We start from the raw sequence: 13,170 nt of genomic DNA, 5'->3' as shown, positions 1-13,170 counted from the left end.
CGTCGTAATTGTCGCTCGACGGTTGCTCCCCGCAACAGCAAATGGTAGCCAGAATTCACCAACCGGCGCGGCCACCTATCGGCCATCATAATTGACGCCGACCGGACTCCGTAATCGTCGCGCTACAGTGCCTCTACGAATTTGGCCATGTCGTTCCGCAGGGACTTCACCAGCTCGGCAAAATCAAAGGCATCCTGGATGAACCAAACAGCGACCTGCCCGAACTGATGCGCAACGAGTGCGATGATCTGATGAAGCAGATTGCGGAGAAGACGGTTCGCATTGATGCCCGGACGGCGAAGATCAAGGCTCTCGCAGCTAAAGCAGATATTGCACGGCGCTTGCAGACGATACCCGGAATTGGTCCATTGACCGCCTTAGCCGTTGAAGCCTTTGCTCCATCGATGGAGTGCTTCCGCTGCGGCCGCGACTTTGCCGCCTGGCTTGGCCTCGTCCCACGCCAATTTTCCTCAGGCGGTAAAGAACGGCTCGGTCGGGTATCAAAGGCGGGGCAGAGCGATATCCGCAGACTTCTGATTATTGGAGCAATGTCCCGCCTGAATTGGCTCGGCCGGAAATCGATCCCGGAAGGCTCGTGGCTAGCACGCATCGCGGCGCGAAAGCCAAGGATGCTTGTCGCGATCGCGCTGGCCAACAGGATGGCGCGGACGATATGGGCTCTGCTGACAAAGAATGAGGATTATCGAGATTCGGCGCAGGTGGCAGCAGCATGATCGACACGCTGCATAATCTATCTGACGTCGGATGAAGGGGGTGTGAGAAGGCGACGACCCGAATGGGCAAAATGATCGAACAGATCTGGATTAGGAAAACCAGTAATCGGCTAAGGGCAATAAAGCTCGGGAAGTAGATTTGGACCTGATCCGCAGATCACCATACTGGCCTGCGGCTTCTGAAAATGCCGCATAGGAAGGCCTGACAGAAGACCGCACTCGATCACACGCGCATCGGATCAAAACTTCTTGCACCACGGGCGGCAACCACAGAAGCCAGTTCACCAGCCACGCCTTCACCAGCGTGCTGCTGCGCGAGGAAATCGCCATCAGCATGGATGGCCGGGGCGCCTGGCGCGACAATGTGATGGTCGAGCGCCTGTGGCGCTCGGTGAAATATGAGGAGGTTTACCTCCGCGCCTACGGCGGGGTCAGCGAAGCCCGCGAGTCGATCGGTCGTTATCTGAGCTTCTACAATGGAAGGAGGCCACATTCGAGCCTCGCCGCCAGGACGCCGGATCAGGCGTATTTTGACAACCTGCCGGTAATGATTGCAGCATGAGCCAAAGGCCAGCGAAGCTAAGTTGGCAACCAATATGGGGCGTCACTCCAGTAGGGCTACGCCCTCCCTGCATGACGCCCCATATTGGCACGGCAAGGAACCCGGCAGACGATCCACTTAACCGTTGCCGATCCCTGTTCAGACAAACCCGGCCACCTCTATATCTCCCCGATGCGAGTCGTGAGATCCCGATGCTGCGCCCGAAATGGGCAGCGCCGCGTGCAGCAACCTCGCCAAATCACTCAGCGCAGCGATATCGACGTAAGGTGCAACGCAGATGTGCAAGGTCGAGCAGGTCAAACGGTCGAACATCCACACCGGAATCTCAAGCCAGCGCTCCGACGCCGATCCTGCCGAACTGCAGCGGAGAACTTCCCCGCTCGCCCGTCCTATGACCTCATGAATGTGAACATGGCGCCCCGACCAAGAGTGCCAAGGATAAAGAACTTCGCGGATATCGGTATCGTGGGCGTTCCGTCGCCTTGCTGTACAACACGCGGCGATCTCACTCGGACTGGCAGGGCGAACCCCGGCCGAGGCCTATAGGCGGATCGTCGCTCCAGATCATGGGGGGGGGGGGGGCATGCCCCCCCCATGATCTGGTGACCAAACTGGCGGCATAATCACACCCGGGATTAGCTTAACTTCGCCGCCAAACTATCCAAGAAGGCGGCACCATATGTGGACGGCTCCCTCTTGCAAGGGCTGAGCGGAAAAATTTGATCGGATCGCTTGCGTCCATATGTCCGGCCTTTGGGTGCAACCGCACATGGTCGCTGGCCAAGATGGTTTCCGCAGCGTGAGTTCCTAACACCTCAGCGGCTTCGAACAGCCATTGGTCCCGAAGGAATGCCACACGCCTTGGATCGATCGATCGCACCATCTGCTCTTCTCTTGCAAGATCTGGCATCAGCTCAGTACGATAGCGTCAAATTTGCTCATCGTATCAGGCCGATCTCTCACGCGGCAACCGTTGGTGCGCCTAAATCTGCTCTTCGATACCCCTCACCGCTTACCATCAGTTTCCAGGCAATGCGCGCGATCTTGTTGGCGAGCGCCACTGCGACGAGCTTCGGCTTTTTCCGTTCTAGCAATCCCAGCAGCCAAGGCGAGGCATTCCTGCCGCCGCTGCGACGGACATGCTGGACGACGGCGGTGGCTCCGACCACCAACGTGCTCCGTAAGAGTTCATCGCCAGCTCGCGTGATGCCTCCGAGCCTGACTTTGCCGGCAGTCGAGTGATCTTTAGGGGTCAAGCCGATCCAGGCCGCAAAGTCTCGCCCGGACTTGAACATGCGCGGGTCAGGAGCTTTCATCATCAGCAGGGATGCGCCGATCGGACCGATCCCGGGGATATTTGCGAGCCGCTGGCTGCATTCGTCGTTGCGATGCCATTCCATAAGCTTGGCCTCGACCCGCTCGATCTCGTGCAGAAGCTGCGCGTATTCCTGACCGTGAAGCGCGAACAGTTCGCGCGCAAGTTCGGGAAGTCGTTCGTCAGCCGCGATGCGATCGAGCAGGGGTTCGATCCGGCACATGCCCGTTGCTGCGGTGATCCCGAATTCCGCAGCGAAGCCTCGGATCGCGTTGGCAAGCTGGGTGCGTTTCTTGATGAGCCTGGTGCGCATGCCCACAAGCATGAGCGCCGCCTGCTGGTCGGCACTCTTCGTCGGCACGAACCGCATCGTCGGGCGGCTCATTGCCTCGCACAGGGCTTAAGCATCCGCTGCATCGTTCTTGCCGCGCTTGACGTATGGTTTCACCAGTTGCGGCGCGATCAACTTTACCTCGTGGCCAAAAGAACCAAGAAGACGCGCCCAGTAATGCGCGCTGCCACAAGCCTCAATGGCGACAACGGTCGGCGGCAACTCCTCGAAGAACTCGACCATTTTCCGTCGCGTCAGCCTCTTGCGCAGGATCGGCCTGTCTGCCGCATCAACGCCATGCAGCTGAAAAACGTTCTTTGACGTGTCCATGCCTATGCGGGTAATCTGTTCCATGGCCGGCTCCCTCGAATGAGTCCTCTAACAAACTCACTCTGGCACATCGCGATGCCGTTGGGAGCCGTCCAACCCAACACCTCAGTCCGTCACTCGCTTTCTCCCAATTTTCGCGCTTATCTCATTTTTCGGCTGCGAGCGCCTTGCCAAGTTCGGCCCACATTCTGCCCGAAAGGCGCGCGCCCTCGAGGTAGGGTTCGGGGCAAAGATGGTAGGGCGGGCGGACCGGACCGGCGTTCATCCAGCCGCCTGCGTTCATGCGCGCCTTTTCGAGCGCGATGTTGTAGGTCGAGAATTCCTTGAAGCTGCCGTTAGGGAACAGCGGCGCTGCCGTTGGGCCGAGTCGGCCCATAAATGCCCGCGCCGCGCTCCAATCACCGGTAGCGCGCGCTTGCGACACAAGGTCGCGCAATGTCGTGGTCACCAGCGGGTCACACACGGCACCGCTCGACCAAAAGGCGTCGATCGATTCGTCCATACGAGCTGCGCCGTAGTAGTCGAAGTCGATCGGCAGCAGCTTGATCCGTCCCCGAATGGCTGCAAGGTCCGGCAGCAAGTGAGCGACGCCAATGTATTTCGCCGTGACGACTTGGGGAATCTCCGCCACCTGAGCCCAGAACGAGCGTGGAAAATCGAACTTGAAGGCTTCGGGATTGGCATAGATGGCAATGTTCATCTCAGGCACGGCTTCAGCTAAATCCTTGTAGAACTGCACCGCAACATCAACGCTTGGCGCGCACCACATCGGAACTCCCAGCATCGTGCCATCGGCACCAATATCAAGCGCTTGACGTGTCAACGCGATAGTGTCGCGCGTGTTGAGGCAGGTGGTGCCAACGAAAATCGGCACTCGGCCGGCTGCTGCATCGACCAGCGCCTTTATGAAATCGAGCTTTTCGTCGTGGGTCATGGTCGCCGCTTCGCCAAGCGTCCCCATACTGAGAATTCCGTTGATCCCTGCATCGATCAGGCCATTAACCACACGCGCTGTCTCATCGAGGTCAACTGTCTTTGTCGCGCGCCAATCCGAGGCATCATCCTTCGCCGGAGTGGGAATAATCGCCCAGGCACCTTTGACGTCGTCTGGTTTCATGAGTGTACGGGCCATTTCGTTTCTCTCCTCAAATCCGGTCCGGTGATCGCCGCTGCAGCGCCTAATCATTTGACATTGCGCAACGCATTTCCGTTCTCGATATAGATCGTGAATATAGGAAAGGCAACCTCCCAGCCTTGCGTTTCGTTGCAGGAATGTGAATAAAGGAGGAGCAACATCATGACTTCTGCCAAGCCGTTCGACAACCAGATCGCGGTTGTGACCGCTGGCGCTCAAGGCATCGGGCTAGCCCCAGCCAGGCGTATGGCTGAGGAAGGCGCCATCGTGATCATTGCCGACCGAGCGGCTGACGCTACGCAGGCTACGGTCGATCGCCTGCGGGACAATGGCTGCGATGTTCATGCCGCCATCTTCGACCTCGAGAAATGCGAGGGAGCGACCGAACTGTACCGGACGGTTGCAGATCAATTCGGCCAAATCGACGTGGCGGTCCACAATGTCTGTGGTACGATCTGGGCTAAGCCCTATTGGGATTCTACCCCCGACGAGATTTGTGCCGAAATCAACCGCTCGGTGTGGCCGACACTTTGGTGCCGCCATGCGGTGTTGCCGTACATGCTCGCGGCCGGGCGCGGTTCAGTCGTAAATATCGGTTCAGTGGCCACGCGCGGCGTGAACAAGACTCCCTATCCCGCCGCCAAGGACGGAGTCGCTGCTTTGACCGCCGCTTTGTCGCTGAACTGGAAACCAGCGGTGTCCGAATTAGCGGTTTGTGATCTGACGGTAGCGTATCCGGGATGTCGCAAGTAGTTTTTGCATTGGTGTGGCGGGAAGTCGTCGAGGAGGGAGCCGACCCGGTTCCATAACCCTTCCCGTGTGCGCTCACCGGCCTTTCGCAGCAGATGCTTGAGCTTGGCGAAGACCATCTCGATCGTGTGCTCATGATAACTCTCCAGTGCAGATTCCTGTTGAGCTGTTTTGGAAGTCGACGAGCCAGATGCGCTGGGATGGTCGAGGAACAGCGTATGTTCGGCACCGATCTGATCGGGAGCCTGGCCCATGTACCACGCGCAGCGCTGCCGCGATGGGGCCTTCCAGGCTGACCGCTGCCTCTGCGGTTCTAGTGCCTGTGCATCGTCGCGCCGCTTGGCTGCCCATCGTGCAACGGTGTTCCGGCTCTGAGGCACTAAATGAACCTGTGACGGGTCACCCCACGCGATCCCGAACCCATGAGCGATGCGTTCAAGGCGGGTTTTGCAGGAGTGATGGAGCAGACCTTGCGCGACACCCCTATGCTCCGCTTCGGCGAACCCGATGAACTGGCCGCTGCAATTTGTTTTTTCGCCTCTCAGGAGGCCTCCTACCTCACCGGGCAGACACTCTTCGTCGCGGGCGGCGGGATCGGATAAGGCCCCCCGCCGCCGACGCGCTATCGAGCAGACTGCATAAGCAATTCGCGCAGAGACACGTCTGCATCCGCAAGCCGGTCGGCGCTCGCCTTCGTCCTCCGTTCGACCAACCGCTTGCCAATGCCCATATCGGGCGCGCGGTTGACAGTCAGCAGGCCATCAATTGTATTGCCGGACAAAAACAAAGCGACGAAAGCGTTGCTTTCGATATCGCCGCGAAGGACGACCTCGGCCTGTGCCGGAATTTGCCCGCAGAACTGGATGTTCAAATCGAACTGGTCGCTCCAGTACCACATGGGCTTGCAGTAATCGACTTCGTGACCAAGCATCGCCGAGGCCGCCGCTTGGGCCTGGTCGGAAGCGTTCTGATAGGTTTCCTGCCGGAAGCGACCGCCAAAAAAACCGTCCTGCTCGGCGACGTCACCGGCGGCAAATATCGCCTTATTGCTGGTCTGGCATCGACGGTCGACGACGATCCCATTGTTTACAGTCAACCCGGCATCGACCGCGAGCGAGGTGGCAGGAATGATCCCCACCCCAACGACGACGGCATCACAAGGGATGACGGTGCCGTCGTCGATCTCGACTGCGGATACGCGGCCGTCCGCGAACTTGAAACCCGTTACGCCCCGGTTGAAATGGGTCTTGACCCCGCGCTTGCGGTGCTCCTCGCCCAGCCACTGACCGAAACGTTTGCCCAGTGCCCGTTCCATCGGACCCGCCAACGGTTCTACCGCAGTTACTTCGCAGCCAAGCTTGATCGCGCTAGCAGCCACTTCGGCTCCGATCACGCCCATGCCAACGATCACCACCCGTGCGCCTTGACGAAGGTCGAGGGCCATCCTGGCGGCATCGTCCCGGGTGCGCAGATAATGTACGTTGACGCAATCGGCTCCGGCCAGATTGAGCTTGCGGGCGTGCCCTCCAGTCGCCAGCAGAACCTTGTCGGCAGCGACCAATTGGCCACCCGAGAGGCGCACGCCGCCCGCATTCAAATCAATCGCTTCGGCACGGGTGCTGAGCAGCATGTCGATCCGGTTGTCGGAGTACCAGTTTTCATCCTGCAGGAAAAAGTTGTCCGACATTTCGGCTGGATTCCACAGGAACTCCTTGGACAGCGGCGGGCGCTCATAGGGCCTCCAGGGCTCTTCACCGATCAGAGTGATCCGACCGTCGAACCCTACTTGCCGCAGCGCTTCCGCCGCTCGCCCACCCGCTAGATTGGCGCCTACAATCGCTACCGAACGCACCCGATATCTCCCAGTTTCACGGCTTCACTCTCCCCCTGCCCTTTATGCACAGAAGGAAGTCTCTTTGCATATTATGCAAGTCATTGCAACAAAATCAAAAGCAAGGCTAGCTGTGACGACGCATCTTCGCAACCCTGAAAGCGAATTGCAGATGCGTCAGCCCCAATTCTCTGACCGCTTGTGCAACGTTACCGCCGACAGCTTCAACTGAACCACGAACGATCGCATCTTCTATCGTCGAGAGTGTTTCGCCGTTCTGGCGAAGCAAGCCGACTTGCTGGTCAATCCGAAACGACTCTTCTGACTCGGCTCCGCGCCGACCACACAGCTATCCTGCGGCAGAACCATACACCTGGGGAGAAGCTGTTCGTCGATTATGCCGGGGAAAGATCGGGATCGTGGTCGACCGGCTGACTGGCGAGATCCGTGATGCCCATATCTTCGTGGCAGTGCTCGGTGCATCCAGGACCCGCTGCAGCATCCGCGTGTTCACATAGACCAGGCAATTCTGCAGCAAATGGAGCGCCAGCACTGACAACTCCTGATCCTCCCGGCGGTTGGTGGCGATCTCACCGCCCTTGCCGAAGAAGATAACAGTCTGCGCGGCGTGTTTCGAAATCCCGTGGCAAATCGTCGTCAGGATTACGGTAGCGGTCCGCGCCCACCACCAAGATTTCCTTGCAGCGCAGACGCTCGCGTAACGCGGTCAGTACGCAGATCTCATAGTTGATGCGGTTGATCCGCGGACGCCCGTCGTCGTCCTTTTCCACGACCAGGTCGCGCCATTTGGGGGGGCACGACACCGTCCAGCGGCACGCCGTCCTCAGGCCGGAGGACGCGCCGGCTGCCACTCGTCCGGCGCAGCCAGTCGACCGCATCGAGCACCAGGCGATGCACCAGGTTATTCGAACGGAATTCCAACACACCCAATACCGCCGGAAGCATGCGCCGATAATGACGCAGATACGAGACGCGCAGCACCCGGTGAACGCGCCGCTCGAAACCGTCCGACGCCTTATGCTCTCGCACGATCGCCGCCAGCACATCGGCGCCGCCCGCTGCCGGAAACACGACATCGCACACCATGCCTTCGGGCTGAAGACAGGCCGCCTCGGCAATCCGGACCAGCAGTCCCTCTTTGCCGTGAACCCGCTCGACTTCGGTCACGAACGCCTTGAGCACCCGGTTGCGAGCCCGGCTGCCGATCGTGTGGACAATTTCGATCAGCAGGTCGATCAGCCCGTCTGTGAGTTCGCGTTCCCGGTGCGCCAGGAAAAGCCCGAACAGCGCGTAGCGTCGGCCATCAGGGTGCCGGCGCATCGTCCAGGCGGTCTCGTTGATCGCTCTGCGGCGAAGAATCCGCGCAATGGGATCTCGCAAATCCGGCAAAGCCTCCAAGGGCAACACATGCTGCTTCACAAAGGCAAGCCTGCGTGCCGCTATCAGTATGTTGTCAATATTGGGCTGCCCGGGATCCGCTTTCAGTCCCGAAAAACCTGTGACGCCTTCCTCATCGGCGAGCGAAGCATCAAGCCGTTCCCCGTGCTCGGACGATACAAACGAGGCAATCTTCTCCAGCACCTGATCCTCGAACCCGCGACGGGCCGTGGTGATCAGCGCCGTCAACGCTTCTTCCTCAGGCGCCGCAATCCGGTGCGCGACGAACCAGCCAAGAAGACGGTCCATCATCCCGGAAGCGGGCAAGCCCAACTGGCAAAGCTCGGAGCCAGTCCACGCAGCAGCTGCCTGCATGTCTTGTCGGCGCGCCCGGCGAAATCCCAAATGGTCGAGAATATCGGCACGATGCCGTCGCCCCGATCGGCCGAGCCAGTCATAGCCCTCAAGCTCTGCAGGCGATGCTCCGATCTGCTCGGCAAGATACGTAACCACGGTATCCGGAAACTCGCCGGCATCGCGACCAAAGCGTCCCGTCATACGGTACAGGAGCAGCTGCGCGGCAAAGCCGAGCTGGGTCGCCGCAGACTTTGCGTTCAAAAGCGCGAAGTCTTCGAAGACCAAACTCCAGCGTCCGGCCAGATCCTCGTCCGTCTCCGATATACTCACCACCGACATTGTCGTCTCCGGCCCGCCTGCTCACAACATTCGAATATCCGAACGCAACAGTCAACCGCGCGGATCGTTTCCGATCCGTTCCCCAAGTTGGCCGTTTTTCGACCTATGAGGTCACTGGGCCTAACCGGCAACTTCATGGCCCAGCTGCTATACATTTCGCAAAATCGGCTATATCGATAGCCGCTGGGATGCTCCGCAACGTACTCGTCCCACAGCACCTGCAATGTTACCTGCGTACGCTTCAATTCGCGGTGGAACTGCGCCCAGTCAGGCTCCGGACAACGGCGATGTCCCCTCTTCTTGCCTGCATCGGATCGTGTCCCACCTGATGGTGTAGGTTCGCTGGCGTAGCCTTGGCGATCTCCGGCTAAGCCGGGTTGATCATGCTGCCATGGCAGGCAACGTGATGATGGCATTATCGCTTAATCCCGAGACGCTCTCAAGTGTCATGCAGCGGGAGCGCTGGACCGCCCATTTGATGGCATGGACCACCCCCATGCAAACGATCATATTATGTGGTGCCATTAAAGTGGAGGAAGCGCGATGTCATACCAACCTGCATTGATCACGACCCACGTGCCCATTTGCGGCGTCCAATTGTCATGATGCGCCAGGGCTGATCGATCAGCCTGTTCCAGGCTTCGCAGCAAAGGTCTACGATGTTGTCGTGGGACGTGAAGATGCGGTTGGATAGCCAGTTATCGCGCATGAACTGCCAGATATTTTCGACCGGGTTGAGTTCAGGACATTTTGGCGGCAGCGGAACGATGCTGATATTATCGGGTACTTCCAGCTTCCCGGTCATGTGCCATCCGGCCTGATCCATCAGCAGCACGCCGTGGGCACCTGGTTCGATAGCGAGCGATATCTCCGCCAGGTGCAGCGACATGGTCTGGGTATTACAGAAGGGCAGGACCAAGCCAGCGCCCTTGCCAAGCTCAGGGCAGATAGCGCCGAAGATGTAGGCTGATTTGGTCCTCTGATCCTTGGGCGCTGAAGGCCGGGTGCCGCGCCTGGCCCAGCGGCGGGTGATCTTGTTTTTCTGGCCGATACGGGCCTCGTCCTGGAACCATACCTCTATGGGCGTGTCGCGCGGGAGAGCGGCTTTGATCTTTGCCAGCTGGGTTGCAAAGCCCCCTCACATGATGTTTCTCCGGTCAATGGGGTGACAAAGCATTTTAGCAGTCCGTCCAATTGCCAATGATATCCAGCTGAGCCGAGTTACGAGTACCGGCGAACACGCCTCGCCTGTACAACCTCACATCCGGTCGCCGTTCGAGACGGCAGCACCATAATCCCGCGTTCGGGGCAGGGCTCAGGAGAACGGGACCATTCTTTTGAGACGGCTGTTGCGGCCAGGGGGGCTTACGGTCCGTTCGCCTGGATCCATTGGGGCTGATCAGTGCCCCGGGGATTGGGTCACATGAAGTATGTTGATCAGGCCTTCGTCATGACGGCGCCCTCGATCACGACACCGCTCATGGCGTACTTCCAGAAGGCCACGAGCAGCTTGCGTGCCAGTGCGATGATGGCGACCTTCTTGCCGCGTCCGCCGTTGCGGCTGACGCGTTCCTGGAACCAGCGGGACAAAGCCGAGTCCGGCTGATAGCGCAGCCACAGCCATGCGGCTTGAACCATCGTCGTGCGCAAGCGTGGATTGCCAGACTTCGAGACGCCCTGCTCGCGATCGATCGAGCCGCTGCGCCATGGCGAGGGAGCAAGGCCGGCATAAGCTGCGATCTGGCGCCGGTTGTCGAAATGCCGGAACAGCCCTTCGCTGGCGAGGACATTCGCAAACTCTGGGCCTATGCCCTTGAGCATTGCGAGCATCGCCTGTGGCGAAGTCTCGGCCATGTCGTCACGCTCGGCCTCAACGCATTTGATCTGTTCGCAGAGCAACTCGAGACGGTCGAGCTCACGATTGAGCTGCGCCTTGAGATGCAAGGGCAAGGGTTTGCCGTCGACCGTCCGCAGTTCTTCCAGGCGTTCACGCCGATCCCGTCGGTTCGGCTCATAACCCCGAATGCCGACACTGAAGAGCAGGCCTTTGATCCGGTTCGTGTGAAGCGTGCGTTCCTTGACCAGCGTCTTGCGTTCTCGTCCGATCCGCCGACGGTCCTCTTCCTCGACTGTTGGCACACGAACCATCGAGCACACCCTCGGCTCACCGCGCATCCAGGCCATCAGGGTACGAACCAGCGTCTCGCCGTCGATCCTGTCGGTCTTTGCCCGCCGGTGCCGGCGCGAGACCGCAATCGAAGCGGCGTCGACTACATGGCTGGTGACCCAATCCTCCGACGCCAGGGCGCGATGAATCCAAAAGCCATCGAGCCCCGCTTCCTGAATAGCGATCACCGGGTAGCGCTGGCCCTCGCGGGCTTCTGCCTTGTCGCGCAAGGCATCCAAACATGCGAGCAGCGCTGGCATATCGCCGCCTGGCACGGAGTGACGGGACATCTTCTCGGTGCTCGGCGACAGCGAGGTCACCAGCCAGGTCGATTTCGACAGTTCCAGCGAAACGAAAATTGCGCCAAGATCAACTCGGATGGCGGCAAGCTGCGAGATGGGGTCTGCTGACATGGCAAATCCTTTCAGAGTGGTTGGTAGCAAACCGACTCTGAGCTCCCTCAGACCGCTATCCAACTCTCATCATGGGATCTTTTTGAAGGCCTCCATCGCATATTCGTTCTGGGCATGGTGACGTGGGCGTACCGTCAATTTGACATAGCCCAGCTTTTTCAACTCTCGCCCTACGGTCGTTTCCGTCAGAGAAACCCCAAATTCGTCATGAAGCCACCGCGCCAGGTCGATCAGCCGCCAACGCACAACCCCATGGATCTCTGGTATCGGTCCACTTTCAACGACCTCCGCCAGCGCTTGGCGCTGGATATCATTCAGCAAGGGCGGCTTGCCTGGGGCCTTGCCGTCAAGGAGACCGGCTGGACCTCGGGCGTTGAACCGCACCACCCAATCCCGCACGATCTGCAGGGTCACTCCGCCGATGCGCGCGGCATCGCTGCGGTTCGCGCCATCATAGATTTCCGCCAAAGCTAGCAGTCGGCGTCCCTGGTTCGCGCTCTTCGTCGTCCGCGCCAGTCGCCTCAAGCCCGCTGCATCAAAGTCGTCTCGCAATCCAATCGCTGCACCCATGACAATGCCCTCCAACCCGAAGACATAGATTCATAGTTTCGCCGCTTTGGGAATCCCCCACGTGTGTCAGCATCACGGACGGATGGTATGAGTTGTTACAATTGGCCTTGATCTGGCCAAAACGGTTTTCCAAGTTCACGGTGTAGATGAGGCCGGCTTAACCGTGCTTCGCCGAAAGTGAAGCGCCCCGGGTTTTCAGGAGGCAGTTTTCATTTGGCTATGCAGCCATATCGAGGTTCTCGAGGGCTGCATAGTAATTGTCTTCGGCCTCAGCGGGCGGGATGTGCCCGATAGGGCCGAAGAGCCGGTGATTATTGTACCAATCGACCCAGCGCAGCGTTGCCATTTCCACGGCCGAAACGCTTGGCCATGATCGCTGCCGCCAGATGACCTCGGCCTTGTAAAGGCCGTTGATCGTCTCGGCTAAGGCGTTGTCGTAGGAATCACCGACGCTACCGACCGAGGGGACGAGTTTGGCCTCGGCCAAGCGCTGGGTATAGTTCATGGCAAGATATTGAACTCCCCTGTCGCTATGGTGGATCAGTCCATCATCGGGACCGGGCCTACGGGCATGGATCGCCTGCTCCAGGGCATCCAGAACGAAGTTGGCAGTGGCTGACGTTCTGACCTTCCATCCGACGATCCGCCGGGCAAAAGCGTCAATCACGAAGGCAACATAGACGAAGCCCGTCCAGGTGTGCACGTAGGTAAAATCGACGACCCACAGGGCGTTTGGCCGGCTGACGCGAAATGCCCGATTGACCTTGTCCAGCGGACACGGCGTATTCGGGTTGCTGACGGTGGTGACCGTCGGGAGTGTCAGGATTTCCGTGTGCGGGCGGGCGGTTGATCATCAGGCCGCCATGGCTCTGATGAAACGTTCGCCGAAGATCACGGCAAATTGCGCCTTCGCCATGGTCCACTCACGTGGTGGCATC

8 protein-coding genes and 7 pseudogenes are annotated in these 13,170 nt (G+C 59.4%); 5 read left to right on the top strand and 10 right to left on the bottom strand.

Annotated elements, in window-relative coordinates:
• Nucleotides 1–113 precede the first annotated feature (113 nt).
• Nucleotides 114–734, top strand: coding sequence for an IS110 family transposase (locus SxD43FB_RS21750; RefSeq protein ID WP_200867041.1), 621 nt, complete (start codon nucleotides 114–116; stop codon nucleotides 732–734).
• A 274-nt stretch (nucleotides 735–1,008) separates the two neighbouring features.
• Nucleotides 1,009–1,296: pseudogene (locus tag SxD43FB_RS21745) on the top strand (integrase core domain-containing protein); the annotation flags it as partial.
• Nucleotides 1,297–2,255: 959 nt separating this feature from the next.
• Here the strand turns inward: SxD43FB_RS21745 and SxD43FB_RS21740 are convergent.
• A pseudogene (locus SxD43FB_RS21740) lies at nucleotides 2,256–3,296 on the bottom strand (IS110 family transposase).
• 121 nt (nucleotides 3,297–3,417) lie between these two features.
• On the bottom strand, nucleotides 3,418–4,404 hold the full coding sequence (locus SxD43FB_RS21735) for a trans-o-hydroxybenzylidenepyruvate hydratase-aldolase (RefSeq protein WP_026149928.1): 987 nt from the start codon (nucleotides 4,402–4,404) through the stop codon (nucleotides 3,418–3,420).
• 165 nt (nucleotides 4,405–4,569) lie between these two features.
• Here SxD43FB_RS21735 and SxD43FB_RS21730 point away from each other — a divergent pair, with 165 nt between their 5' ends.
• Nucleotides 4,570–5,160, top strand: coding sequence for an SDR family NAD(P)-dependent oxidoreductase (locus tag SxD43FB_RS21730; protein ID WP_081764269.1), 591 nt, complete (start codon nucleotides 4,570–4,572; stop codon nucleotides 5,158–5,160).
• Here SxD43FB_RS21730 and SxD43FB_RS26145 read toward each other — a convergent pair.
• Nucleotides 5,133–5,288 (bottom strand): annotated as a pseudogene (locus SxD43FB_RS26145) (IS630 family transposase); the annotation flags it as partial. The gene SxD43FB_RS21730 and the pseudogene SxD43FB_RS26145 overlap by 28 nt on opposite strands.
• Nucleotides 5,289–5,540: 252 nt before the next feature.
• Here SxD43FB_RS26145 and SxD43FB_RS21720 point away from each other — a divergent pair.
• Nucleotides 5,541–5,759, top strand: a pseudogene (locus SxD43FB_RS21720) (SDR family oxidoreductase); the annotation flags it as partial.
• A 20-nt stretch (nucleotides 5,760–5,779) separates the two neighbouring features.
• Here SxD43FB_RS21720 and SxD43FB_RS21715 read toward each other — a convergent pair.
• From SxD43FB_RS21715 to SxD43FB_RS21680, 7 genes and pseudogenes are all read right to left on the bottom strand, one after another.
• The gene (locus SxD43FB_RS21715) at nucleotides 5,780–7,009 is read right to left on the bottom strand and encodes an FAD-dependent oxidoreductase (RefSeq protein ID WP_019054263.1); all 1,230 of its coding nucleotides are present in this window, start codon (nucleotides 7,007–7,009) and stop codon (nucleotides 5,780–5,782) included.
• Nucleotides 7,010–7,729: 720 nt separating this feature from the next.
• Nucleotides 7,730–9,082, bottom strand: a complete 1,353-nt coding sequence (locus tag SxD43FB_RS21705) for a DUF4158 domain-containing protein (RefSeq protein WP_051520192.1) — start codon at nucleotides 9,080–9,082, stop codon at nucleotides 7,730–7,732.
• A 122-nt stretch (nucleotides 9,083–9,204) separates the two neighbouring features.
• Nucleotides 9,205–9,390, bottom strand: a pseudogene (locus SxD43FB_RS26140) (IS21 family transposase); the annotation flags it as partial.
• Nucleotides 9,391–9,647: 257 nt separating this feature from the next.
• A pseudogene (locus SxD43FB_RS21695) lies at nucleotides 9,648–10,181 on the bottom strand (IS630 family transposase); the annotation flags it as partial.
• A gap of 338 nt (nucleotides 10,182–10,519) precedes the next feature.
• Nucleotides 10,520–11,662, bottom strand: a complete 1,143-nt coding sequence (locus SxD43FB_RS21690; protein ID WP_043155352.1) for an IS110 family transposase — start codon at nucleotides 11,660–11,662, stop codon at nucleotides 10,520–10,522.
• Nucleotides 11,663–11,731: 69 nt separating this feature from the next.
• Nucleotides 11,732–12,232, bottom strand: coding sequence for a winged helix-turn-helix domain-containing protein (locus tag SxD43FB_RS21685; RefSeq protein ID WP_096063924.1), 501 nt, complete (start codon nucleotides 12,230–12,232; stop codon nucleotides 11,732–11,734).
• A gap of 217 nt (nucleotides 12,233–12,449) precedes the next feature.
• Nucleotides 12,450–13,037, bottom strand: a pseudogene (locus SxD43FB_RS21680) (IS3 family transposase); the annotation flags it as partial.
• On the opposite strand from SxD43FB_RS21680, the gene SxD43FB_RS25610 reads away from it, so the two are divergent.
• Nucleotides 12,991–13,170, top strand: a 180-nt coding sequence (locus SxD43FB_RS25610) for a hypothetical protein (protein WP_217988822.1), incomplete at its 3' end; no start/stop codon positions are given. The pseudogene SxD43FB_RS21680 and the gene SxD43FB_RS25610 overlap by 47 nt on opposite strands.

The organism is Sphingobium sp. D43FB (genome assembly GCF_002312805.1).
Lineage (GTDB): Bacteria > Pseudomonadota > Alphaproteobacteria > Sphingomonadales > Sphingomonadaceae > Sphingobium.
This window is presented reverse-complemented; position numbering and strand designations above follow the sequence as displayed.

What these genes read in the sequence shown, in the direction of transcription:
- SxD43FB_RS21735 (WP_026149928.1), bottom strand. Translation starts at nt 4,404, where the DNA reads ATGGCCCGTACACTCATGAAACCAGACGACGTCAAAGGTGCCTGGGCG.
- SxD43FB_RS21730 (WP_081764269.1), top strand. Translation starts at nt 4,570, where the DNA reads ATGACTTCTGCCAAGCCGTTCGACAACCAGATCGCGGTTGTGACCGCT.
- SxD43FB_RS21705 (WP_051520192.1), bottom strand. Translation starts at nt 9,082, where the DNA reads ATGTCGGTGGTGAGTATATCGGAGACGGACGAGGATCTGGCCGGACGC.
- SxD43FB_RS21690 (WP_043155352.1), bottom strand. Translation starts at nt 11,662, where the DNA reads ATGTCAGCAGACCCCATCTCGCAGCTTGCCGCCATCCGAGTTGATCTT.
- SxD43FB_RS21685 (WP_096063924.1), bottom strand. Translation starts at nt 12,232, where the DNA reads ATGGGTGCAGCGATTGGATTGCGAGACGACTTTGATGCAGCGGGCTTG.